General features: G+C 34.9%; 14 protein-coding genes. 2 read left to right on the top strand and 12 right to left on the bottom strand.

The window, feature by feature from the left end:
* Positions 1 to 86 precede the first annotated feature (86 nt).
* From B2145_RS16980 to B2145_RS16935, 10 genes are all read right to left on the bottom strand, one after another.
* Complete coding sequence (locus B2145_RS16980; protein ID WP_291104969.1) at positions 87 to 1841, bottom strand: cellulase family glycosylhydrolase; 1755 nt, start codon at positions 1839 to 1841, stop codon at positions 87 to 89.
* A 40-nt stretch (positions 1842 to 1881) separates the two neighbouring features.
* A complete protein-coding gene (locus B2145_RS16975) occupies positions 1882 to 3369 on the bottom strand; it encodes a glycoside hydrolase family 30 protein (protein WP_291104967.1) in 1488 nt (495 codons plus the stop codon).
* 28 nt (positions 3370 to 3397) lie between these two features.
* Complete coding sequence (locus tag B2145_RS16970) at positions 3398 to 4855, bottom strand: glycoside hydrolase family 30 protein (RefSeq protein ID WP_291104964.1); 1458 nt, start codon at positions 4853 to 4855, stop codon at positions 3398 to 3400.
* Positions 4856 to 4884: 29 nt separating this feature from the next.
* Complete coding sequence (locus tag B2145_RS16965; RefSeq protein ID WP_291104961.1) at positions 4885 to 6318, bottom strand: glycoside hydrolase family 30 protein; 1434 nt, start codon at positions 6316 to 6318, stop codon at positions 4885 to 4887.
* 22 nt (positions 6319 to 6340) lie between these two features.
* Positions 6341 to 7174: an endonuclease/exonuclease/phosphatase family protein gene (locus tag B2145_RS16960; protein ID WP_291104958.1), complete on the bottom strand. Its 834-nt coding sequence runs from the start codon at positions 7172 to 7174 to the stop codon at positions 6341 to 6343.
* A gap of 219 nt (positions 7175 to 7393) precedes the next feature.
* Entirely contained in the window at positions 7394 to 8503 is a 1110-nt protein-coding gene (locus B2145_RS16955; protein WP_291104956.1) for a glycoside hydrolase family 16 protein, read from the bottom strand.
* A 79-nt stretch (positions 8504 to 8582) separates the two neighbouring features.
* Positions 8583 to 9491 carry a hypothetical protein gene (locus B2145_RS16950; RefSeq protein WP_291104953.1) on the bottom strand — a complete coding sequence of 303 codons (909 nt, stop codon included), beginning with the start codon at positions 9489 to 9491 and terminating at the stop codon, positions 8583 to 8585.
* A 48-nt stretch (positions 9492 to 9539) separates the two neighbouring features.
* Positions 9540 to 10643 carry a hypothetical protein gene (locus B2145_RS16945; RefSeq protein WP_291104951.1) on the bottom strand — a complete coding sequence of 368 codons (1104 nt, stop codon included), beginning with the start codon at positions 10641 to 10643 and terminating at the stop codon, positions 9540 to 9542.
* Between the two features lie 14 nt (positions 10644 to 10657).
* On the bottom strand, positions 10658 to 12169 hold the full coding sequence (locus tag B2145_RS16940; RefSeq protein WP_291104948.1) for a RagB/SusD family nutrient uptake outer membrane protein: 1512 nt from the start codon (positions 12167 to 12169) through the stop codon (positions 10658 to 10660).
* A gap of 11 nt (positions 12170 to 12180) precedes the next feature.
* Complete coding sequence (locus tag B2145_RS16935; protein ID WP_291104946.1) at positions 12181 to 15300, bottom strand: SusC/RagA family TonB-linked outer membrane protein; 3120 nt, start codon at positions 15298 to 15300, stop codon at positions 12181 to 12183.
* 348 nt (positions 15301 to 15648) lie between these two features.
* On the opposite strand from B2145_RS16935, the gene B2145_RS16930 reads away from it, so the two are divergent.
* Entirely contained in the window at positions 15649 to 18522 is a 2874-nt protein-coding gene (locus B2145_RS16930; protein ID WP_291104944.1) for a helix-turn-helix and ligand-binding sensor domain-containing protein, read from the top strand.
* A gap of 66 nt (positions 18523 to 18588) precedes the next feature.
* Here the strand turns inward: B2145_RS16930 and B2145_RS16925 are convergent, their stop codons facing one another.
* Both B2145_RS16925 and gldJ read right to left on the bottom strand, forming a co-directional pair.
* On the bottom strand, positions 18589 to 19872 hold the full coding sequence (locus B2145_RS16925) for a UDP-N-acetylmuramoyl-tripeptide--D-alanyl-D-alanine ligase (protein ID WP_291104942.1): 1284 nt from the start codon (positions 19870 to 19872) through the stop codon (positions 18589 to 18591).
* 64 nt (positions 19873 to 19936) lie between these two features.
* Entirely contained in the window at positions 19937 to 21625 is a 1689-nt protein-coding gene (gldJ, locus tag B2145_RS16920; RefSeq protein WP_291104939.1) for a gliding motility lipoprotein GldJ, read from the bottom strand.
* Positions 21626 to 21835: 210 nt separating this feature from the next.
* On the opposite strand from gldJ, the gene porU reads away from it, so the two are divergent.
* A complete protein-coding gene (gene porU / locus B2145_RS16915) occupies positions 21836 to 25666 on the top strand; it encodes a type IX secretion system sortase PorU (RefSeq protein WP_291104936.1) in 3831 nt (1276 codons plus the stop codon).
* The last annotated feature ends 25 nt before the right edge of the window (positions 25667 to 25691 follow it).

Here is a 25691-nt window from a genome sequence, read left to right as displayed (position 1 = left end):
TAATGCCGCTGTATATTTCATTTAGTTCTCACGATAGATCGGGATTATTGGACTAATTTGAAATAACTAGCGGTATTACGAGTCAATTACTTGTTTTTTAACCCAGTGCCTGAATTTTTGAATTCCAAAAAATTCAGATTGAAATTCCCTTTTTCAAAATGAACTTTGATTTTATTGGTTCCCTTTTTTAGAACCACATTTTTTAAAGTCACTGTTTTCCATATATTTAATCCGCCAGATGACGGAATCGTTATTGTTTCAGCTATTTTTCCTTTTTCATCCTCCAGATAAAGCTTGCCTCCAGCCACATCGCTTGAGTAACGAATGTCAACATCAAATACTTTTTCGGCACTTAAATCAAATGTATATTGCAACCATTCATTATCTTCAATAAAACAGACATTGAAACCATTGGTGATTTTATCCTTGCAGGATTGAATATCTACACCGTCGTTCCGCATTGCACCGCCTTTGTTCCATTTCGTGAATTTAGTCCCTTGATAATTGATTACGTCTTTGTCGAAATAGGCATATCCGTTTTGTCCTAAGTCATACTCAGTCGCAAACACTTTCCCCGGGAGGCTATGGTTTTTATATTTTTTGGTGTCTGAAGTTTGAACCTGTCTGAACATGGCATCGATGACATCATGTTTGACAGTCACTTTCTCCATTTTGTAGTTTTCGGCTATTTGCATCAATGCCGATTTTGAAAAATCAACCGAAGGTTTTACCCCGCCTTTTTCCCAATATTGAAGCAATTGTTTGTATTCAGGAGTTATTGAAACCGAAGTGACTCCAGCTAAATTATCAATTTTTTTCATTGGCCAAAAGGCCCAACCAATATTGTTTGATTCCACCAAGGAAATCGCCTCCTGAAACCACACATTAGAGTTTTCTCCACTTTCACCCATCCATATTGGCACATTGTATTGCGCTCTGTAATCCAACATCTTTTGAATCGAAGCAATATCATTATGGTTCCAATATTTATGAAAACTCAATGCCATATTTTCGTCCCAAAGCGGAAAAATTCCGTTGTAATTATTGCCCCAGCAATTCCCTTCAATGATTATTAAATGATTGGTATCAACTTCTCTAATGGCATTTGTAACTCTAATTTCCAAAGCTCTCAAAGGTGAATTAGACATTTCGTCGCAACCGTTTTGGTTTGTCCCGGTAAAATTCCAATTGGGCTCATTGATGATATCGTATCCTCCAATCCATGGATTATCTTTATAGCGTAAGGCCAACTTTTTCCAGAGAGCAACCATTTTATCTTGATTCGCCATACTTTGCCAAAGTGATGGTTTTGTAGTGTCATAATCTGATATATTTGCGTCATTCCCTTGACCTCCTGGAGCTGCATGCAAATCTAAAATCAGATATATTTTATTGGCCGCACACCAGTTCAATAAATCATCCGTCATTTTAAAACCTTCATCAAGCCAAGTATTTTGACCCGCAACTGTTTCTTGCTCAATAGGCAATGTGTACAAATTATAATGCATTGGCAAACGAATCGAATTAAATCCCCAAGCTGCGAGAGAGTCGATATCCTTTTTTGTAATTCCGTTTTTCTTATATGCTTCGTAGAATTTTTCGGTGTTTTTGGCTCCTATTAAATCCGTTATTTTTTGTTTGATTTTATATTGGGGCCCTGCAAATGAACCCGTCTTCAGCATATAGCCTTCCTGAACCATCCATCCACCTAGACCCAACCCTCTCAATACAATATTTTTCGCATTACCGTCTTCAATATTTTGCCCATTTCTATGCAAATACCCTTGTGAAAAGCATGAAAATGAAAGGAAAATAAAGAGTAATAAAAGATTTTTTTTCATAAAATAGATTTGAAATTTAAACAAAAATGTTCTCGTAATTTTAATAAACTAACGTTTGAATTGAATTTGGCAGAATAGAGACTTCTGTTGCTTGTGTTCCGATGCATAAATTATAAATCACTTTTTCACTAGTTTGATTCATCACGACAGTTACTATTTCCCCATTTGGATTAATAAAAGAAGTGCTTAACAAACTGCTTCCACTCACTACGGCACTCACTCTTTTTGCATTGAGGTGAATGAATTTAGAGAAATGGCCTATATAATAATAGGATGGCGTATAAATTAATTCGTCAGTTCTTGTATCTGCATGAATAGGTGCAAAGCAGAAATTACCAACATGATTTGGACCGCCGTTTTCATCAAGAAGAATATTCCAATCCGTCCAGCCAACCGCTCCGTTATTGAAATCGTTGATCATTGCTATTCCATAACGTTCTCCATTTGCCCAAAATTGGTATTTACCAGAATCAAATTTCTCGACACACCCTTCGGTAAACAATAATTTTTTTGTTGGATATGCTTCCTGAACTTTACGAACCGACTCAAATTTAGGTGGTCCACCAGCCCAGTTTTCATACCAATGAAATCCAGTTCCCCAAGCATATTTTGAAGCTTCAGGATCCGAAAAAATAACATTTGCTCTTTTTTCTAACATTTCACCTCGATTGTGATCCCAAACTATAATATTTTTAGAACCCAATCCTTCTTTTTCCATAGTTGGCCCAAGAAAATTCTTTAGAAAATCTCTTTCTGCTTCAGGAGTGTAAATACAGGATTCCCATTTTTGAGCTGCCATTGGTTCATTTTGTATAGTGACACCCCATATCGGAATGCCCTCTTTTTCATATTCTTTGATAAATTTTACATAATAATTTGCCCATGACTGAGCATATTCCGGCAATAATGTCCCTCCTTTTATTATATTATTATTGCTTTTCATAAATGCTGGCGGACTCCATGGACTGGCAAAAACAGTAAGTTTACCCCCGGCGGTTTCGATTGCTTTTTTTATTAATGGAATACGATATTTTCTGTCGTGATCAACATTAAAAGTTTTTAAGTCCTTATCCCCATCGGCTATGTAAGTGTAACTTTCACTACTAAAATCGCAACTATGAATATTAGTTCTCGCCAAAGAATAGCCAATTCCTTTTTCTTTATCGTAATAAGCATTTAAAAATTCTTGCTTTTTATCTGAACTTAATTTGGCAAAAACTTCCGCACTGGCATCCGTTATTGCACCACCAATTCCCATAAAGGTTTGAAATGTTTTTTCTGGATTAACAACAATTGAAATTTCTTTATCTAAAGGCTGTACAGCAGATGCCAAAACTAAATTATCGGTTGGTGTCAATCTTAATTTTGTCTTATCTGCAGTGGTATAGACTTCAACTTTACTGTGATTCGGGTTGGCTACAGTTAGCGGAAGTGTATTAATATTAACTTTCGATGAAGAACAACTTAATTCTACGACTATAATCAGTATTATTAAGGATTTTTTTATCAGTTTATTTATATTGTTCATGGAAATATGAATTTGTGTTTTGCATAATTTAATACACTAAAGTTTGAATTGCGTTTGGCAGAATAGAAACTTCGGTTGCTTGTGTTCCGATGCATAAATTATAAATCACTTTTTCATTCGTTTGATTCATCACGACAGTTACCATTTTTCCATTTGAATTAATAAATGACGTACTTAATAAAGTGCTTCTGCTAGTCACAGTACTTACACGTTTTGCGTTCGGGCGAATAAATTTAGAAAAATGACCTATATAATAATAGGATGGCGTGTAAATTAACTCATTAGTTCTCGTATCAGCATGTATAGGGGCAAAACAAAAATTACCAACATGATTTGGACCTCCGTTTTGATCAAGAAGAATATTCCAATCCGTCCAGCCAACCGTTCCATTATTGAAATCGTTGATCATGGAAGCTCCATATCGTTCTCCGTTTGTCCAAAATTGATATTTAGCCGAATCGAATTTCTCGATACAACCTTCGGTAAACATTAGATTTTTTGACGGATAAGCTTCATAAACCTTACCAACATTTTCAAACATTGGCTTGCCTCCGGACCAATTTTCATACCAATGAAAACCCATTCCCCATGCATATTTGGAAGCTTCGGGATCCGAAAAAATAATATTCGCTCTCTGATTCATCAAATCACGATTATGATCCCAAACCACAATTTTTTTATCGCCTAATCCTTCTTTTTTCATAGTTGGTCCAAGATAATTTTTAAGAAAATCTCTCTCTTCTTCAGCGGTAAAAACACAAGATTCCCACGTTTGAATTGCCATCGGCTCATTTTGTATAGTTATCCCCCAAATTGGAATCCCTTCTTTTTGATATGCTTTGACAAATTTAGTATAATACATTGCCCATGGCTTATAATATTCGGCTAATAATGCACCCCCTTTTAGCATATCATTATTGCTTTTCATAAAAGCTGGCGGACTCCAAGGACTCGCAAATAATGTAATTTTCCCACCAGCAGTAGCAATTGCTTTTTTTATCATGGGAATCCTATATTGTTTATCGTGAGCTATGTCGAACGTTTTTAATGATTTGTCACCTTCTTTTATATAGGTATAACTATCTGAACTGAAATCACAGCTATGAATATTAGTTCTCATCAAGGAATACCCAATTCCTTTGTCTGCACTATAGTAAGCGTTGAGTAATTCTTGCTGTTTATCTTTAGACAATTTTGCAAAAACTTCAGCACTGGCATCTGTAATTGCGCCTCCAATTCCCAAAAAGGTTTGAAAGGTTTTAAGAGGATTTACAAAAACGCAAATTTGCTTTTCTGTGGGTTGTTTTAGCTCCGTAAATTTTAGATTATCAGTTTCTGACAATCTTAAATTAGAATTCTCCGCAGTGGTAAAGACCATAACGGTCTTGCCTTTTGTAGAAAAAGTTTTAGGTACTATTTTTGTTTTTTGCTGCGAAAAAGCAAAAAAGGAGATTAACACAAGAGTTGATGTTATTATTTTTTTCATAAGTTCCAAGATTATTTATTATTTTTATTTTACCAAATATAAGTTCCTACTGAACCACTATCTAACGATGTGGTTACCCATTTCCCATTGAATTTAATGTTAAAAAGTTCGGTGATATTTCCGTCATTTTCTACTATTAAAACTATTTTCCCGGCAGGTGTTTTGAATGCAACATTATTTAAATTCCCACTAACTGTACTTGCAATTCGTATAGAACCTGCAGGTACAAATTTAGAAGCATGAGCAATTATATAGTAGCCCACATTCCTATCAAAACTATCACTACCGTTTATGGTTATAGCTCCTTTACATTGGTTACAGCCTCCAGGAGTATGCGGTCCAAAAGAAGCATTGTTTGCCAAATTCCATTCGAGTGCATTTTTGCTCCAATTGCGCATAGAACCAATCACGACATTTTTTGAATGCCATTTGAGATCCCCAGAAAAACTCCCGGTTGATGAAGTCCATTGTTCCGTAAAATATACGCTTTTTGTTGGAAAAGCATTATGAACCGTTGATAAAGCACTGATATCTCCTGCATATAGGTGAAATGCGGAACCATCAATATAGGGCAATGCAGCGGCATCGTTCAGTATAGCTAAGGGATATTCGGGTTTGTCACAATTATGGTCATAAATAACAATCTTGGCAGTACTATTTGCCGATTGAAAAGCCGGACCTAAATTTGTTTTTATGAATTCTGCTTGTTGTGTTGCCGTCATCAGCAAACTCGGGTTGTTTCCTGGATTCAACGGTTCGTTTTGGGGAGTGATTGCATCAATTGTAATACCTAAATCTTTCATTTTTTGAATGTACTTTACGAAATATTGGGCATAAACTCCATAATATTGGGGCTGCAGACTTCCGCCAATGGTACTATTGTTGTCCTTCATCCAAACCGGAGGAGACCAAGGTGCAGCCATGATCTTTATGTTCGGATTTATGAGCAAAATTTCTTTCAAAAGCGGAATCAAATTGGTCATGTCCGGAGCCAAACTAAAACTGGTTAAATTTAAATCTGTTTGTCCGCTTGGCATATCATCATAAGTAAATGGCATTTCATTTAAATCCGAAGCTCCAATACTCAATCGTAAATAACTTATGGCTATTGAAGTATCCCCCGATCCGAACAATTCCTGCAATAATGCCTGTTTTTTTGTAGCCGATAATTGATTGATGACCTGTGCACTTCCTCCGGTTAAAGTATATCCGAACCCATTGACTGTTTGAAAAGTCTGGGCATCATCGACTTCAATATTTGAATACATGTTATAGGTTGTGCCAAAACCTAAAACGGCTGTTTGTTTTTGAAGCATAACCGATTGGTCTCCCTTTGTCAACCAAAAATCCATATCATTGGTTATTGGAATTGGAGTTGGAATGGGAGCGGGTTTTACGATATCATTCGACGGCGCACAGTTTAACAGAAGGCTTGTTAGTGCTGCCAAAAGTAAAAATTTCATATTTTTTTTAATTTTTTTCATTCTATTTATAACTAATTTCAACATAAACCGGTAAATGGTCTGATGGATATCTTAAATCCTTAGAGTCACTCAAAACTGTAAATTTTCGAACTGCAAACTTATTGTTTTTAGAAACAAAAATGTAATCTATTAATTTTGTCACTGGCTCGTTATGTTTAAATCCATTGAAAGTTCCCGACGGTCCGAAAGGCTTTTCTTCAGATATATCTCTACAATCATTCATCTCTTTTTTGAGAGCAATTATTCTTTCCGTTGTGGGTTCCGAATTAAAATCGCCCATAAAAATGACCGGATAATTTTTTTTGTTTAATTTTTTTATCTTCGAAAGAATAAGCTGAATTCCATTTGTTCTGGCCAATTCTCCTATATGATCCAAATGGGTGTTAAAAACCCAAAACGTTTTCATTGTTTTTACATCTTTCAACAAAGCATACGTACAAACTCTATTGAATGCGGCATCCCAGCCTTTTGAAATTTTGTCCGGGTTTTCCGAAAGCCAAAAAGTACTCTCTTGAATTATTTTAAATCTATCTTTTTTATAATAAATATTGGAAGATTCTCCTTTGCCAACTCCATCCCTTCCAATACCTATGTAGCTATAATGAGAAAGTGCCGTTGCAATATCTGTCACTTGATTAGGCGTTGCTTCTTGAACTCCAAAAATGTCCGGTTCATAAAATTGAATTTGGGAAGTAAAAAAATCTTTGCGATGTGTCCAATCATTCTCTCCATCGACGGCAACATCCAAACGAATATTATATGTCATCACTTTAAGGGATTGCGCATTAATTTGTAGCGCAAAAAGCAAGATGACAATCCATTTTATTTTTGACATAATTTATTTATTTTTGATGAACACGAACATAATCAATTTGATTTTTTGAGAAAACACAGCAGTATCAATGCTTTTTTTCTTCCAATCGCTCCCCCAATTGCTGCGTTCATGATTAGCTTTTGAGATTTAAAAAACCGCTATCCATCATTTGTTTTCATCATTGCTCCTGTTTAAGTAAAAACAGAAGCAAATAATGAAAAACTAACTAGAAGACAAACACTAATTATAAACTCTAACATAATCAACTTCGAAAGTTGAAGAAACAAAATTTGGATCAATTGAACCTCCAAAATTACCTCCAATTGCACAATTAATAATCAGGAAAAAATTCTGATTGAAAGGAAAATTATCCGTATTAACAAACGTGTAATACAACTGATTGTCCACATAAAATTTAATCGAATCTGCTCTCCAATCGGCAGTATAAATATGAAACTCCGAGTTTCCATTAACAACCGCAACTGTACCCGTATCAGGAGTATTCCCTGAACGCCCTGGGGAATGCAATGACGCATGATTTATGTTTGGTTGATTTCCAATTTCTTCTAATATATCGACCTCACCACAAGCTGGCCAACCAACCGTGCCTATATTGTCCCCTAACATCCAAACTGCTGGCCATGTTCCACCACCAACAGGCAATTTTGCCCTAATTTCAACTTTTCCGTATTTGAAAGAGAATTTACCTTTTGTAAGAATTCTTGCCGAAGTATAATTGCTTCCACTATAGCTTTCCTTTATGGTATTGATTTTTAAAACTCCATTTTGAACAATAATATTTTCTGGCCTGTTGGTATAATATTGAGGTTCATTATTTCCCCAGCCACCTGCGCCTAAATCATATCCCCATTTTGAACTATCTGGAACGCCATCCACATTAAACTCATCAGACCAAAGGACTGTTGGAGCAACATAAACTACAATTGAAGTAGAAGTACTAACAAAACTTGTTCCTTTATAAGCAGATACATATATAACATAAGTATTTGTACCCGATGCTGTATAAGTATAAGTTAAGACTCCATTTGTTACTTCTTTTACCTCTCCGTTACCAAGTAAAATTTTATAGGAAGTTGCATTAGTTGCACTGATATTAAAATTTACTGTTCCGCTTCCATCGCCATTGGGATTTTGGGCGTTAGTGCCAACAACGACTGCCGAAATCACAAGATTCGAAGGTGTTGTTCCGGTTGTTCCTCCTCCACTACCACTATCTCCACTGCAGGAAACCAATATAAAAGCACCCATTAGAACACTAAAAAATAAAGTGCTTTTAAATAGATATATATGCTTTTTTAAAAGTCTACTGATTACTATATTTTGTATCATTAGAATAAACTGATTAGAATTAATAAAATAAAAAAACCCAGAACCGCATTATAGTTCTGGGTCTTATTAGTAAGAAAATTTAAGGTGCCGGTTTTAATTTTAAATACCAAGCATTTCCTGTTTCAGTTCCTCTTACCCTGAGATACAAATAGGTTGATGTTGAAACCAAAATTTCATATTCTTTTTGTACAGCGCCATATCCTATACAAGTATTAACACCTGCTAATTGAATACCAATTTTTGTAGATGGAGCTGAGGCTGCAATTCCTGAGGTAGAAGAGACAAAAGTAAAAGCAGAAGTTCCACCTGCATAAGGATAACAAGCTTCTCCTCCAGATGATGGAATGCCAGGAAGACCTCCTGCCAATGCACCTGTTTTTGTAAGTAAACCATCTGGGCATGCAACCGTTAATGTATAAGTACCCGATGCAACAATTTTAGCAAATGTATAGGTAGAAGTATATAAACAATTTGCAGTAGCTACTTTTTCATTTACGCCAGCAGCCCACCATTCTGGAGTAACTGAACCAGTACTCCATGGCCCTACTCCCATATGGCCCGCTACGCTTTTATCTACAACCCAGGTTTTAGTAGCATTGTTTGTTATATTAGCAACAATAGCTGGATCCGGAGTCCAATCATATCTCACAGTGATGTCTTTAGTAACAATAGAAGAAGTTCCTCCTGCTCCAGAAGCTATAACCGTAACTCTATAAGTATTTACACCAAGATGAGTATCATATTTTTTAGTAGCTGAACCAGTTGGCAGATACTTAAAATCTACAGCATCACTATCATCATAATCAATTTTATAACCAAGAACATTATCCCCAGTTATAGAAATTTTTACGTCACCTGAACCATCTCCATTAGGATGAGTGGCATCTGTACCAACAATATCTGCGGTTATAACAATGTTAGAAGGAGCTGTTAAATCTCCTAAAGAGTAGGTTTCTTGTGTACAACTAGTAATTGATAAAAGTAGCACAAAGAAAACGCCTAGAATATATTTTATATTTGTTTTCATATTTATATTTTAATTTGTTAATCTAATGTTATCAACATATAGAATTTCACCGGCTCCTGAATTCCCATCATCAAATCGCAGAACCAATTGAGTAAATTTAGCATTAGCAGGTATAGCAGGAATAGTGCTAAAATCAAATACTAATTCTTCCCAAGCACCAGAGGTAGTAAATGGAACCTTTAGTATTGCTCCATATGGATTTGCAGGTTTATCTGGAAGACCTACTACTTTCTCTAATTCAACATTTAATTTTTTACCAATATTTGCCGGATCAGGATTGTAGACCCAAACTTTAATTTTATTTCCATGAGCAAAATTTATTGGAATATTCAACGGGCTATAGGTTCCACTCCAAGAATCAGCTCCATTTGGTTTAGTATATTTACCTACGGTTGCACTCGTATTTAATCCTGTAGCGTTTGGATTTGCCACTTTTGAAAAAGTCACATTTCCAAATGTTCCAAAAAAGTAATCCATTGTTGGGCTTTCAAAATCTAAAGGCAAACCGAACAGTGTTTTGAGTAATTGAGATGTTGCAACTCCTCCACTTAATGCTACTACTTTTAGAATAAAAGGGCCTCCAGTAGCTGGGTAGGTATGAGCTGGCAATTCTTGACCAATAGCCATTGGCTTGCCCACTTCATTAGCCACATCACCATAATAAACCAAGAATGATTTTGCATATAATGCAGTTGCACTCACTTTCATTTCACCAGAAGTTGAAATAGTTACATTTTCTGGAGCTCTGTAAGTAACCACCAACGGGTATGTTGCAGTAGTTTTCTGTCCAGCAATATCGGAAGATACTATAGTAACAGTATAAGACCCTTCAGGATAAATATGCGAAGTGCTCCAACCTGGAGCAACCACAGCAGATGCTGAAGCTCCCGTTCCATGACCATAGCTGACACTAAATGATGTTATACCCTCACCTGTAGGCGTGATTTTTACATTTCCTGAATTATCAGTGCTTATATCAAATATTTTAGCAACGTTTCCAGAAGCTGCAGAACTCAAAAACGAGGTATCTTGATCAATACCGTCAGGAATACTGCAACTTATAGTTACAGCCAGTAAGAATACAAAGCTGAATATTATTTTTATGTTTTTCATATTATTATTATTAATTAATTATACTCAGGATTTTGAACAATCAAAGTATTTTGCAATTCTTGGTAAGGAATTGGAAAAATTTCATTTTTACCTGCAACAAAACCTCTACCTGCTAATACAGTTGTTGCATCACCCCATCTTACTAAATCAAAGAAACGATGTCCTTCGCCAGCTAATTCTAATCTGCGCTCTGCTTTAATAGCCGCAATCGAAACTGGTGTGCTTGCTAAACCTACTCTTGCTCTCACGGCATCAAGTAATGCTTGAGCTCTTGCTCCAGTTCCTCCTAAAGCTTCAGCTTCCATCAAATAAGTATCTGCTAAACGAATTACGTAAGAATTTTGTCTATAATTCAAAACTGGTTCTCCAGTACTTGTTGTAACATCGGTTTTTCTAGGTATAAATTTGTTAAGGAAATACCCTGTGTCTTGATACCCACCAATGTAACTTGCTTGATTAGCTGCACTTAGAGCTTTCATGTCTAAAACCGTAGCAGCAAATCTTGGGTCTGTCTTGATTATATCATAAAATACTTGAGTAAATACATTAAAACTCCATCCGGATGGCATAGCTGGAGCAGACGCGCCTATTTTAGTGTAATTTCGAGGCCCACACATTACATTTACAACATTTCCTTCTGCTGCATCTCCATAAGGTTGATAATTCCATGAGGTACTCGATAAATTTGTATGAGCCACTTCTAGAATAGATTCTGTATTAAATTTATTGTCAGTTACCCAAAGATCATTATAATTGGCAAGTAATTTGAAACCATATTGACTTGTTCCTCCGGGAGTTCCATTTACAGCAGCAAATTGTGCCGCTGCTTCGGAGTTCTTTTTCTCATATAAATATACTTTTCCAAGTAAAGCTTTGGCCGCTCCTTGAGTAAATCGTCCCGCATCAGCAGCTGGTACTGTAGCTGGCAAAGCTCCTATAGCTTCAGTAAGATCTTTTTCAATTTGAACATAAACAGCTGCGGGAGTTGCCTGTAGTACTGAGTAATATTCTGAAGTGGCAAGAGGTGTTGTAATTAGCGGAACATTCTTGAACATTCTCACTAAATTAAAATAATAATTGGCACGCAATGCTTTACATTCTGCAGTATATCTTGCGATTAAACTAGCATCCATAGGAATACCAGGCAATTTAGTAAGCAAATAATTAGCTCTGTAAATCCCTTGATAATGATCGCTCCAAAAACTTCTTGGCATAGAAGTAGGGCTCAAAGTATAATTGGAAAAACCTTGAATACCAGCACCATCGGTAGCATTACCTCCTCCTGCATAATTATCATCTGAACCAGCGTTCATCATGGTAATCATGTTTTCAAAACCTCCAGAATTTTTTCGCATCAAATCATAAACAGCAACAAGTCCTGCTAATGCTTCGGTATCATTTTTATAATAACTTGATTCTAGATTAGTCCCTTTAGGTTGTACTTCTAAAAAGTCTTTACTACAAGATACCATTGTGATTATCATTGCAAGAGCAATAAATAAAAACTTAATTTTTATTGTTTTCATAATTCTATTTATTAAAATTGTACGTTAGCTCCAAACATAAAAGTCTTGGCTTGAGGATAGTAACCTCTATCTATTCCAAAAACATTACCTCCAATTTCCGGATCGTAACCTGTATATTTTGTAAGGGTCAATAAGTTTTCACCCGTTACAAAAAATCTCACTTTAGAAGCTTTAATTTTAGATACTAAATCGTTTGGCAAAGAATATCCGAATGAAACTACTTTAAGACGTAAATAATCTCCGTCTTCTAAATAAAAATTAGACATATTCCCAAAATTTTTATTAACATCATCATTTGTTAGTCTAGGATAATCAGTTGAAGTACCTGGACCTGTCCAACGACCCATAGCATCTGTTTGATAATTTGCATTTAAAACATCTAATCGACGTAGCCCTTGAAATATTTTATTTCCAGAAACTCCTTGTGCAGAAGCCATCAAGTCAAACCCTTTATATTCCATATTGATTGTTAAACCAAAAGTATATTTTGGAAGCGGACTACCCAAGAATTGCTTGTCGCTATCAGTGATAGCTCCATCGCCATCGGTATCCGTCCAACGAAAATCTCCTGGTACTGCTTTTGGTTGAATTAAACCACCTGTACCGTTTGTATAGGCATTAACCTCTGCAACCGTTTGAAAAATTCCAGCCGTTTTTAATCCATAAAAAGAATTATAAGCTTGACCCACTTGTGTCCTAGTTATATCTCCATTCATTGATTGAAATGTCGCACCACCACCTATAAAATCTTTGCCTTGTCCTAAATAAGTCACTTCATTTTTTAAATAGGATACATTTCCATTAGCTGAAAAGTTGAATTCTCCGAATTTTTTATGGTATCCTAGTTCAACTTCAACCCCTTTATTTCCCATATCGGCAACGTTGCCTAAAGGTCTTCCTGTTGACCCAACATAACCCGGTAAATCAACATATTGCAAAATTCCAGTGGTTTTTTTATCATAATACTCCACTGTTAAATTAAAATCATTAAATAATCTGGCATCAAAACCAATGTTCATTTGTGAAGTTTCTTCCCATTGTAAATCTGGGTTTGCAGGTGCGTCTGGGCTGTTTCCAGAAGAAATAACTGAACCCGTAGTACCAAAAGTATAATTTCTACCTCCGCCGATAAGCGCTAAAAAACCATTCTCTTTAATCGCATCATTACCAGTTACTCCATAACCAGCTCTTAGTTTTAAAGTATTTACTACTGTATTGTCTTTCCAAAAACCTTCTTTAGAAACTACCCAACCTGCAGAAAAGGAAGGGAAAATACCATACTTTTTATTGGAACCAAAATTGGTAGAACCATCACGACGAATAATACCTGTAAATAAATATTTTTCTTTATAATCATAATTCAAACGAGAAAATAAAGACGTAACTCTATGTTCTTGAGAAGTATAAGCACCACCCATTTTTTTGGTAGGAGCAATATCAAAGTTGAATGATGCTTCTTGATAGTTGTTTGTAGGTAAACCTTGATAAGTTACAGAAGCACCGCTAGAATTATTATCTACATAAGCCCCTTGTCCCAATAATAACGTAAAGTTATGATCACCTACACTTTTTGTATAGGACGCCGTGTTTTCAACATTCCAAGCAAAAGTTTCATTGGTATTTCTGCTCAAACTATTTTGAGAAGCAAGAACAGTTGCACTTAAATAATATTGAGGTGTAAAAGATTCATTACCCCAAAATGCTCTTTTTAACCCAACAGTCGATCTGAATTTTAAATCTTTGATAGGAGTAAACTCAAGATAAGCATTTCCAATAAAATCATCAGACCAATTATAATTTCCTAATCTTGTTTTTACATAAGCAACCGGATTAGACATTTCTTGACCAACTACCGAAGAAATTCCATAAGGATTTCCATTTGCATCTCTAAGTACATGAGGATCGCCATATAAACCGCTGTTAGCAGCAATAGGATCTGTAACAACTACAGGAGTTGTAGGATCCAGATTTAATGCTGAACTTAATGGCCCTCCATATTCACTATTTGTATTTCCTAAACCAACACCTTTTTGATGCGTATATCCAAATGTTTGCCCAATAGTGAACATTTTAGACAATTTATGAGTTGAATTTAAACGGATATTCTTTTTTCCAAAATTTGAAATTTCTTTAGAAACAATCCCTTGTTGGTCTGAAATACCAAATGAAGCGAAAAAGGTAGAAACCTCATTACCGCCGCTCAAACTAAACTCGTGATTGGTACGCAAAGCATCATTACTGAAAATTTGTTTTTGCCAATCTGTTCCAACTCCTAAAGCAGATAAGTTTGGATAAGGAATAGTTTCTCCTGCAGCACCCGCTTTTTCATTCATTAACGCCCCATATTGGGTTGCATTAAGCAAATGTACTGTTTTTTCAGGACCAGAAACACCTGTAAAACCAGTATAACTTACGCTTAATTTTCCTGATTTCCCTTTTTTAGTCGTAACCATGATAACACCAGATGCAGCACGAGCACCATAAATGGCTAATGAAGCAGCATCTTTAAGCACCTCAATAGATTCAATGTCAGATTGATTTACATACCCAATTCCTCCTGAGTCAACAATTACACCATCGACAACCCAAAGAGGATTGTTACCACCGTAAGTATCAAAGGTAGTTAAACCCCTAACCCTAACCGTAGAAGCAGCTCCAGGCTGACCAGATTGAGCAGCAACCATAACCCCAGAAACTCTTCCTTGTAAGGCTTGTTCGATACGTCCATTAGGAATTTTTTCGAGATCTTTAGCCTTAACACTGGAAATGGCACCTGTAACAACGCTCTTTTTTTGAGTACCGTACCCCACAACAACAACCTCAGTCAGCTCTTGAGATTGAGTAGCAAGTTTAACTTCAATTCGAGTTCTTCCGTTAATGGATTGCTGAACAGAATTGTAACCCACATAACTAAACACTAAAGTGCCGTTTGATGCGGCCTTTATCTGATAATTCCCATCAATGTCCGAAGCCGTAGCTTTAGAGGTTCCTTTAATTAAAATGGTTGCTCCCGGAATGGGTAGTCCGTTTTCGTCTATAACTTTTCCGTTTACTGTGACATCTTGTGCCTGAGCATAAACTGAGAATAGAATAGATAAAAAACAAAAAATAAGTAATTTTGTAAATTTCATATTTCTAAAAATTTTGGTTAATTAATTAGTAATTAGGGACAATGTTAAGGATATTTTTTTTATATCAATATTAATATTTCATTACAAAAACACATCAAAACTTATTTATTGACTAAACAAAAACACATCAAATAAAAATTAAATGACTGATTAACAATGTGTTTACTATTTTTAACACTGTTATTAAAATGTTAATTAAAAAAACAAACACTACATTTATCAAAAAACAGCTATTTTAGCTTTTGTTAGTGATTTCAACAAAAATAAAACGATGTCAAATATTGTTTTTTAACAGTAAAACTATTTTTTTTTAAATAATAATCAATTCATTACATTTAGAATTTAATTATGAAAATTACAAAATTCCATCTCCTGTTTTTTTTGCTTTTGCTATCTATAACTCACCTGTTTAGCCAGGTAAAAAGTATTGGGCTTCCGGAAATTAGAAATTACAAAAGGTCCGATTATAAAGGAGGCACCCAAAATTGGAACATTGATCAAGACAAAAATGGGAATATCTATTTTGCCAATAATAATGGGCTTTTCCAATTTGATGGAGCATTATGGCACAAATATACTTTACCCAATAACTCTGGCATTAGATCAATAAAAATTGAAGACTCTGGAAAAATATTTGTTGGGAATTATAATGAATTTGGATATTTTAAATCTGATTCAAAAGGCAAACTTATTTATTTTTCTTTGTCAAAATTCTTAAACAAAAACATAGTTAATACAATAGATATGGTATGGAAAATTCACCTTTATAAAGACGAAGTGATTTTTCAGTCTTTTGCCATGGCTTATGTTTTAAAAAAAAATAAACTAACACTACTAAAACCTCGATCAAGATTCCAGTTTTCATATCAAGTAAATAACAAACTCTATTTTCAAGATGTTTCAGCGGGTTTGATGGAATATCGAAATGGCGAACTATTCCCTCTTGCAGGTTCAACTATATTAAACGAAACAGAGGTTTGGGGAATATTTCAAATGCCGGATAATAAACTGCTTATCGCGACTATTGATAAAGGGCTATTTTTATATGACAATAAAAAAATGACTTCTTGGGACACAGAGGCCAACAATTTTATTAAAAAAAACAGCTGCTTAGGAGGAGTTGCCATAAAAGATAATTACATAGTTCTTAATTCTGTATTGAACGGCATTATAATATGCGACAAAACAGGAAGGATAATTCAGCACATTAATCGAAAAAAAGGCCTTCAAAATAATACTGTTCTAACTTCGTTTGTTGATAATAAAAATAATCTGTGGCTGGGTCTTGATAACGGAATTGCATTTATAAATGAAAATTCTCCTTTCTCCTATTTCGGCTATAGTTATGACATTAGTACCGTTTATTCATCGGTCATATACAAAGAGAATCTATACGTCGCCACTAATCAAGGCGTTTTCTACCATTCTTGGAACAAACCATTTAAAGAAGACACTTTTACACTCGTTGAAGGAACAACAGGTCAAGCATGGAATCTTCAAATTATTGATGACCAGTTGCTATGTGCACACAACAGGGGCACTTTATTGATTAATGGGGGCAAGTCTATTAAAACATTGGATGAAATTGGATATTGGAGTTTTAAGAAAATTCCAAACCACCCAACTTATTTGATTGGTTCCAATTACAATGGTTTTTCATTATTCGAAAAAAAACCAAATGGCTGGCAGTTTATACATCAAATTAAGGGCTTTTCTAAATCAGTAGGGGAATTCGAAATAGGCGATGAAACTATATGGGTAAAAAAAGACGAACTTATCTATCAAATGACACTTTCTGAAGACTTTAAAAGATTTATATCCATCAAAACGCACCAAGACTTATCAAACAGCATTAAAGGAATTGGAAGTATACAACGTTTAAAAGACAATATCTATTTTCAAACTGACAATCACTTTTTTAAATATTTACAGGAGGAAAATGTATTTTATGAAGACAAAAATATGGACAAGTTATTTAAGAATATCCCTAAAGTCAATACTATACACGAAGATAATTTTGGCAACATTTGGTATGTTTTTAATAAATCATTAGGGGTTTTAATGAAAAATAAAAATGGCAATTATAAAAATATTGTGGCCCCCTTTTCAAATTTGACTGAAAATCTAGTTTACAATAATTTGTCTGTAAACACATTTAATCCTGAAAACATATTTATAGGCCTCACCGATGGATTGGCTCATTATGATTCTCAATTAATAAAGAATTTCATTACCAGACCCAAAGCTTTTATAAGAAGTTTTTCTAACTTAGAAGACACTTTAATTTATGGAAATAGACAAAATACGGTCGAAAAATATGAAATTCCTTATAGGTCAAATTATGTAAAATTTACTTTTTCATCCCCTACTTATGAAAATATTGAAAATGTAAAATTTTCCTATCAATTAGAAGGTTTTGAGGATAAATGGAGCAACTGGTCAGGAGTTTCAATGAAAGAATATACCAATCTAAGAGAGGGTGATTATATTATGAAAGTAAAGACAAAAAACAGTTATGGAGTCCAGTCAAACCAGGCAATTGTTCCCTTCACTGTATCTCCTCCATGGTACAGGCACTTCTTGGCTTATATTTTCTATATTATTTGCATTGGTGTAATTATCTTTTATATTAGGAAGGGAATACAAAATAAAATAAGAAAGAACAAATATTACGAAACAGTTGAACAAAGAAGACTTTATTTGGAAAAGGAATCAAAAATAAGACAGGAGCAATTCGATTTGGAAAAAGAAATTGAAAGACTGAAAAATGATAAACTTAAAATTAAAATTTTGGCAAAAGACAAAGAATTGGTAAACAATTCCTTGCAAGTTGTGAAGAAAAATAAAATTCTAAACGGGATTATATACAAACTAAAGGATATTGATGTTGAATCGTTTGACGAATCAGCCAAATTCCAATTCAGCAAATTAAACAAAAGCATCGTAAAAGAAGTAAATGCAGACCATAGCTGGAAAGATTTGGAAAAACACATCAAGAATGTTCATTTTGATTTTCTGAAAAGATTAAAAGAGAAATATCCAACAATTTCACCGCGCGAATTGGATTTATCAACTTATTTATTGATGAATATGTCAACGAAAGAAATTGCCGAAATTATGAACATTTCAAGCGGAGGAGTCGAACTGGCACGATACCGATTAAGGAAAAAATTGGAGCTTAACAAAAAGGAAAACCTTATTGGCTTTTTGATGAGTATCTAATTGCAGCAAAAACGCCATCTTAATCAGATGGCGTTTTGATGTTTATACACAAAATCCGTTTATTGATTACAAGAAATCCAACGTTTTTTCTAACGCCATTCCTCTTGAGCCTTTAATTAGAATAGAACTGTTTTCAATTTTGGTTTCCAGCAAATGTTTAGAAAGAGCCTCGAATGTTTCATAAAAATAAAAATTATTTCTTTCAATTTTATTGGCATAAAAATCTTTTCCAATAAAGTAGCAAATGACATTTTCTTGGCTCAAAAGCAAATTCACGATTAATTTATGTTCCTGATGACTTTCTTGTCCCAACTCAAACATATCACCGAGTATCATTACCTTATTGGAATTATCCAATTGCACAAAATTCTCGATAGCAACAGTCATACTACTTGGATTAGCATTGTAAGCGTCAAGAATAATTTGGTTTGTGCCTTTGGACAGAAGCTGTGATCTGTTGTTTTCCGGAACATACCCCTCTAAACTTTCTTTAATGTCCCTGTCATCGACTTCAAAATATTTTCCTATTGTGATTGCTCCGTTAATGTTATTGGCGTTATATAACCCAATCAAATGGGTCGAAATCACAATGTTTGAGTAGCTTATCTCTACAAATGGGTTTGCTTTGATCGAAGTTATGTTCACGTTTGCATATTCTTTATTTATTCCAAAAGAGTATGATTTCAAAGTTTTTGTCTTTTCGACTTGAATTCGGTCTTCTAAGTTTATGAAAGCTAATTTATCGTTTTCAGAAAGATAGTGATACATTTCACTCTTAGCTTCTATAACGCCTTCTACATTGCCAAAACCCTCTAAATGTGCTTTGCCAAAATTGGTTATGTAACCATAATCCGGTTTTGCCAGATCACATAGAAATTCAATTTCTTTTTTATGATTGGCTCCCATTTCTACGATACCAATCTCGGTTTCACCATTAAAAGACAATAAAGTCAATGGAACTCCTATATGATTGTTTAGGTTTCCAATGGTTGCTTTTGTATTGTACTTTTTCGAAAGCACAACATAGATCAGTTCTTTTGTGGTTGTTTTTCCATTGCTTCCAGTTAGGGCAATTATTGGCAATTTTAAATACTGACGATGAAATTTTGCCAATTCCTGTAGTGCGATTAAACTATTTTCCACCAAAATAGTCCTTTGGTCAACAAAATAGTCTTCATTATCAATTATTACATAAGAAGCTCCTTTTTCCAGCGCTTCACTGACAAATGTGTTGGCATCAAAATGTTCTCCTTTTATGGCAACAAACAATGAATTGGGTTCAATTTTACGAGTGTCAATCGAAACGGAATTACATTTTAAAAACAAACTATGAATGTGTAAAATATCCATATAAAAAATGATTTAAAAAACAAAAGCCCTAATCAAAGGGCTTTTTATTACTATTATAAAAAAATTAATTTCTGGCTGATTTTCTTTTTTCTGATTTTGGTCCCACTCTAGACATAGCACATCTAAAACCAATATAATCCGTGGCCATATCTTGAGGAAAATATCTTCTTTGTGCCGGATCTAGCCAATACGCTCTATCTCTCCAAGATCCGCCTTTATAAACCCTTACATTGTCATTTATCAAAGTGGTTCTTTTATTTGTTTTGTCGTATTTTCTAACCATATTCCCTAAACTGTCTGTTGTGACATTATGTTTAGGGGAATTATACATTTCTCTTTCCTCTTTTCCCTTTTTAGTATCAGTCCCTGAATCTGTAAAATTAAAATATTTAGATGATTGTTTGTCACCATCTCTATAATTGATATTGTTGCTTTTATTAAAATTCTGTCTTAAATACGTTTCCTTATCATCAACTGGAACTTGAGCTATTTGACCCGGAAAACTCCTTACTATTATTTTTCCATTGCTTAGAGTATCTTTCTCCATAGTCTCCAAAGTAACAATATCAACTTTTCCATCTTTACCTATCTTGTTCTTTGTATACTGATTCCCTCTAAAATAATTAAAATCATTTGACTCATTATCGATAATTGGTCTGTACACATCAAGAACCCATTCGGCTACATTTCCTGCCATATCATATAATCCAAAATCATTTGCCGGATAACTTTTTACGGCATTAGTAATATCGGCACCATCATCAGACCATCCGGCTATACCACCATAATCTCCATTCCCTTGTTTGAAATTGGCCAATTGATCTCCTTTGCTTTGTCTTTTTCCGGAACGAGTGTAGCTACCTGACCATGGATATTTTTTCTGACCCTTATAAATGTTGTATTCTCTTTGGCCTACATCAGCAGCTGCCGCATATTCCCATTCGGCTTCAGTTGGAAGTCTATATTCAGGAAGTAAAATCCCTGAAGAACGTTGTGCATATATATTTGTTGCTTCTACAACTTTTCCGTTTTTTCCTGCTCTAGGCGCCTTTCTTGCTCCTTTTTTTCCTGGTAAAACAATGTCTTTGTTTCCGCCGAATGAAAGCGTTGGAGAATTCAAATACGTTTCAGTATTGAAATTACTTTCAGCAGTTACATCATCGGTCTTTGCATTCTTTTTAAGATATCCGTTTTTCTCCAAAAGAGCCTCATTTACTCTTTCGGTTCTCCATTTGCTGAATTCAACCGCCTGAATCCAGTTAACACCCACAACAGGATAATTTGCATAGGAAGGGTGTCTTAAATAATTATTGGTCATAGTTTCATCATAACCCAATCTATTTCTCCAGACTAAAGTGTCAGGCAAAGCACCTTCATATATATTTTTGTAATTTTCTTCTGTGGGTGGAAATACTTTTTTCAACCAGTCTAAATATTCCAGATACATAAAGTTGGTAACTTCGGTCTCATCCATATAAAAGGACTGCACGTGTTGCTGCGTTGGGGTGTTATTCCAATCATGCATAACATCATCTTCAACTTTACCCATGGTAAAAGTCCCTCCTTCAACAAAAACCAAACCTGGTCCCGCTTCTTGCTTCTTTTTACCGGAAGCTCCTTTTTTGCCGTCCACATTCCAACCCGTTGCTCTTGATGCTTTTTTTGAGCTAGATTTTTTACTGCAGCTAGCAAAACCTATAATCAACATCATTGATAATATCAGTCGTAAGGCCATAATTTTGTTTACTTTCATACTCTTTAGTAGGTAATAATTCTGAGGTGCAATATAATAATTAACCATTAAACCACAACATCATTTTTTTTAATAAATAATAGAACTGTATATTGTCTGAAAATTATACATTGAAAACGCAAATTTATAATATTTATTATTTACAATTACACTAAATGACATATTTTTACTCATCGTAATAATTTGCTATTAATCCCGTATTAGGTAATAATGAAAAAAAAACTTTTGCTTTATATAACCCTAGTTCCTTTTTTTTCTTTTGCACAAATTAAGGGTGACGTCGCCATTGAATGGCTTGAAAAAAAAGAAATGTCTTATGGCAACTTCAAAATTAATGTGCCCCAATTTGTCGGAAACAGTTATAATTATGATGCCTCTAAAAGGTCTCTTTTTTACATTCTAAATCTAACGGAACCAACTTCTTTTGACGGGAATTCCATTCAAATCACAAATGTGGTTTACGAGTCTGTTTTAGCTTCTCAACTTGGTGATTTAGCACCGGAAAACATACCAAAAACAATAAAACAATCCTTAAAAACCACGGAATCAAGAGGCGTCAAACAATCCTTTCTTGTCCTTTCCCCAATAGTAAAAGACGCATTTGGATTCAAACGGATTAAATCTTTTTCCTATTCTATAAGCAGTAGTTCCTCGAGGATTTCGCAGATAAATAAAATCACTAATATTATATCCAACTCCGTTTTGGCAACCGGCGAATGGTATCAATTTTATGTCGAAAAATCTGGAGTTTATAAAATTTCCAAAAGTTTTTTGCAACAATTAGGCATTAATACAAGTACGATTGATCCCAAGAAAATACAAATTTATGGCAATGGGGGCAAAATGTTGCCCTTATCAAACGCCACCTATTATCCTTCGGATTTGACAGAGAATGCCATTGAAATTGTTGGCGAAAGCGATGGCGTTTTCAATAATGACGATTATATTCTATTTTATGCCGAAGGAGTTGACACCTATAATGAAGAAAGTCAAACCAACAATAATTTATATGACACAAAATCCTATTATTATATAACGATTCAGGGAAGTGACGGGAAAAGAATCCCGAATATGATTCAGCCTACAGGAAGCAGCACGTTGACCTTAAACACGTTTGACGACCATCAATTCCACGAATTGGATCTTGTAAATATTGCACACCTAGGCCGACAATGGTTTGGTGAATCATTTGACGTCAATCAGGAACAGGAATTTAGTTTTAATTTTCCAAATATTGACACCGCAACACCCGTAAAATTGATGACAACCACCGCTTCTGCCTCTTTTACAACCACTTCTTTCAAGGTCGCGGCAAACGGACAAGATATGGGAACAATTCCCTTTTCGGCACTTAGCACTAATTCGGACATTGAATTCAATGTGGGTTCTTTGCCAAACAACACCACTTTTTCCGGTTCAGAAAACATAAAAATAAAATTAACCTACAATAACAATGGCGTTCCCGGATCAAAAGGATACCTTGATAACATTCAGCTTATCGCCAAAAGAAAACTCCAAGGATACGGAAAACAATTTCATTTTCAATACGATTTATCTAATTCCAACTTGGGAATTGTAAACTATGATGTTTCGAATGCAAGTGGAATTTCGCAAGTGTGGGACATAACCGATTTGTATAACATATCCAAGGCAGAAAACCCAAGCCAAAGTTCGTTTGCGTTTAAAGCAAATCTCGGCGAACTCAGAAAATACATTGCCCTTGATGCCTCGGATTATTTTACTCCTTTGAAAGGCAGCAAAACAAAAATTGCCAACCAGAATTTAAAAGGGACAATTTTTAAAAACACTCAAGGCCAGTTTCAAGATATTGATTACGTGATCATCACTCCCAATTTCCTGACAGCCCAGGCCGAAAAATTAGCTAATTTTCATCGTTCATACTCTAATTTGAACGTAAAAGTGATTCCACTTGAAGCCATATACCAGGAGTTTTCATCAGGAAAACAAGACATTGCCGCCATAAGAAATTGCATCAAATACATCTACGAAAATGCTTCGACACCCGAAAAAAGAGTAAAATACATCAACCTTTTTGGCGATGCATCCTATGATTATAAAAATCGAATTATAAACAACTCCAATATTGTCCCTATATATCACTCCTTAAAAAGCAATACTTTGGGAGAAGCTTCCTTTGCGTCCGACGATTTCTTTGGATTGATGGATTCCAACGAAGGGAATATAGGTTCGTTTTTCGGAGGAATCGACATTGCGGTAGGCAGAATGCTGGTCAACGATACTAAACAAGCCGATGAAATGGCAAATAAAGTAATTGAATACAATGACATAAAATCATACGGAAGTTGGAGAAATAATTTTGTCATGATTTGTGATGATTCCGATAGAGCTTCGGATGTAACCTTACAAAATAGACAAAATAACCTGGCCGACGTCATCACTGCCGAAAAGCCATTTTTCAATGTCAATAAAATTATATTGGACTCCTACGTGCAGGAAGCGTCTGCGGGAGGATTTCGTTATCCTAAAGCACGAACAGATTTATTTAGCGCATTCGAAAAAGGAGCATTAGTGTTTAACTATTTAGGCCATGGTGGAGAAGACGGCTTAGCAAGTGAGCGGATTTGGGAAAAATCCGATGGACAAAATTTAAGCAATCAATATAAATATCCTTTATTCATAACAATCACTTGCGAATTTTCCCGTTTTGACAACCCTTCCAGACCGACGGCCGGCGAATACACCTACTGGAATCCAAAAGGCGGTGCCATTGCCATGCTTACCACCATTCGAGCCATTGGACAATTTAGTGCCGAAAATTTCAATGACATTTTATCGAAAAATTTATTTTCTTATGGGTCAAGCCAATATACTTCTATCGCCGAAGCATTGCGAATATCCAAAAATAGCAATCCAAATTCATCGACCAATGTCGTTTTTTATATTGGCGACCCGGCCTTAATGCTGGCCATACCCAGACCTAAAATAAGACTTACAAAAGTGAATGATATTCCTGTATCTCAACCCATTGATGATTTCAAATCACTGGCAAAAATGAAAATATCAGGTGAAATAACCGATGAAAACAACATCCCATTAACAAACTATAATGGTGAAATTTCCACAACCATATTCGACAAAATAATTTCAAGAACAACATTAAATAATGACGGAAACAGCACTCCAATCAATTTTAATGTATTGGGCGAAACCCTCTTTAGGGGAAATGCATCGGTTACAAATGGACAATTTGAATTTAGTTTTGTGGTCCCCAAAGATATTCGAATTCCATTGGCAAATGGAAAAATTAGTTTTTATGCCAAAAAAAATCAACTGTCTGAAAACGAAACTGGTTTTGACACAACCATAAAAGTGGGTGGAATAAACGAAAATGCAATCGCGGACAATATTAGTCCGAAAGTGAAGTTATATATGAATGACGAAACTTTTGTTTCGGGTGGCACGACAAATGAATCTCCGTTCTTACTTGCAATTCTTGAAGACGAAAGCGGAATCAACACGGCCAGCGGAATAGGACATGACATAGTTGCAATATTGGATGGCAATATAAGTAGCCCTTATATTTTAAATGATTATTATCAAACAAAACTAGATGATTATACAAAAGGGACGCTTCGGTTTCCTCTACGAAATTTAGCCATCGGATTGCATACCATCACGTTCAAGGCTTGGGATGTTTACAACAATCCCACAACTGCCGAAATTCAGTTTATTGTTGTTGGCAACGAGACCATAACATTGACCCATGTGCTGAATTACCCCAACCCATTTGTCAATTATACCGAGTTTTGGTTTACACACAATAGACCTTTTGAACCATTGGATGTTCAGGTTCAAGTGATGACAATTACGGGAAAAGTGGTTTGGACTCGAAATCAAATCATCACAACCGATGGATTTCTATCAAAAGAAATCACCTGGGACGGCAAAGACGATTTTGGCAATAAAATAGGAAAAGGAGTATATGTGTACAAACTCACCGTCAAATCGAACTTGACAAATAAGAAAACTGAAAAGTTTGAAAAACTTGTAATACTTTAATAAAATACTATATTTGTTTAATATA

The sequence above is a fragment of the Flavobacterium sp. UBA5153 genome (assembly GCA_002413745.1).
GTDB lineage: Bacteria > Bacteroidota > Bacteroidia > Flavobacteriales > Flavobacteriaceae > Flavobacterium.
Note: the sequence above shows the minus strand (reverse complement) of the source record. Positions and strands in the feature narration are given on the sequence as shown.

Excerpts from the sequence above, each read along its gene's own strand:
- B2145_RS16980 (WP_291104969.1), bottom strand. The coding sequence starts at position 1,841 with ATGAAAAAAAATCTTTTATTACTCTTTATTTTCCTTTCATTTTCATGC.
- B2145_RS16975 (WP_291104967.1), bottom strand. The coding sequence starts at position 3,369 with ATGAACAATATAAATAAACTGATAAAAAAATCCTTAATAATACTGATT.
- B2145_RS16970 (WP_291104964.1), bottom strand. The coding sequence starts at position 4,855 with ATGAAAAAAATAATAACATCAACTCTTGTGTTAATCTCCTTTTTTGCT.
- B2145_RS16965 (WP_291104961.1), bottom strand. The coding sequence starts at position 6,318 with ATGAAATTTTTACTTTTGGCAGCACTAACAAGCCTTCTGTTAAACTGT.
- B2145_RS16960 (WP_291104958.1), bottom strand. The coding sequence starts at position 7,174 with ATGTCAAAAATAAAATGGATTGTCATCTTGCTTTTTGCGCTACAAATT.
- B2145_RS16955 (WP_291104956.1), bottom strand. The coding sequence starts at position 8,503 with ATGATACAAAATATAGTAATCAGTAGACTTTTAAAAAAGCATATATAT.
- B2145_RS16945 (WP_291104951.1), bottom strand. The coding sequence starts at position 10,643 with ATGAAAAACATAAAAATAATATTCAGCTTTGTATTCTTACTGGCTGTA.
- B2145_RS16940 (WP_291104948.1), bottom strand. The coding sequence starts at position 12,169 with ATGAAAACAATAAAAATTAAGTTTTTATTTATTGCTCTTGCAATGATA.
- B2145_RS16935 (WP_291104946.1), bottom strand. The coding sequence starts at position 15,300 with ATGAAATTTACAAAATTACTTATTTTTTGTTTTTTATCTATTCTATTC.
- B2145_RS16930 (WP_291104944.1), top strand. The coding sequence starts at position 15,649 with ATGAAAATTACAAAATTCCATCTCCTGTTTTTTTTGCTTTTGCTATCT.
- B2145_RS16925 (WP_291104942.1), bottom strand. The coding sequence starts at position 19,872 with ATGGATATTTTACACATTCATAGTTTGTTTTTAAAATGTAATTCCGTT.
- gldJ (WP_291104939.1), bottom strand. The coding sequence starts at position 21,625 with ATGAAAGTAAACAAAATTATGGCCTTACGACTGATATTATCAATGATG.
- porU (WP_291104936.1), top strand. The coding sequence starts at position 21,836 with ATGAAAAAAAAACTTTTGCTTTATATAACCCTAGTTCCTTTTTTTTCT.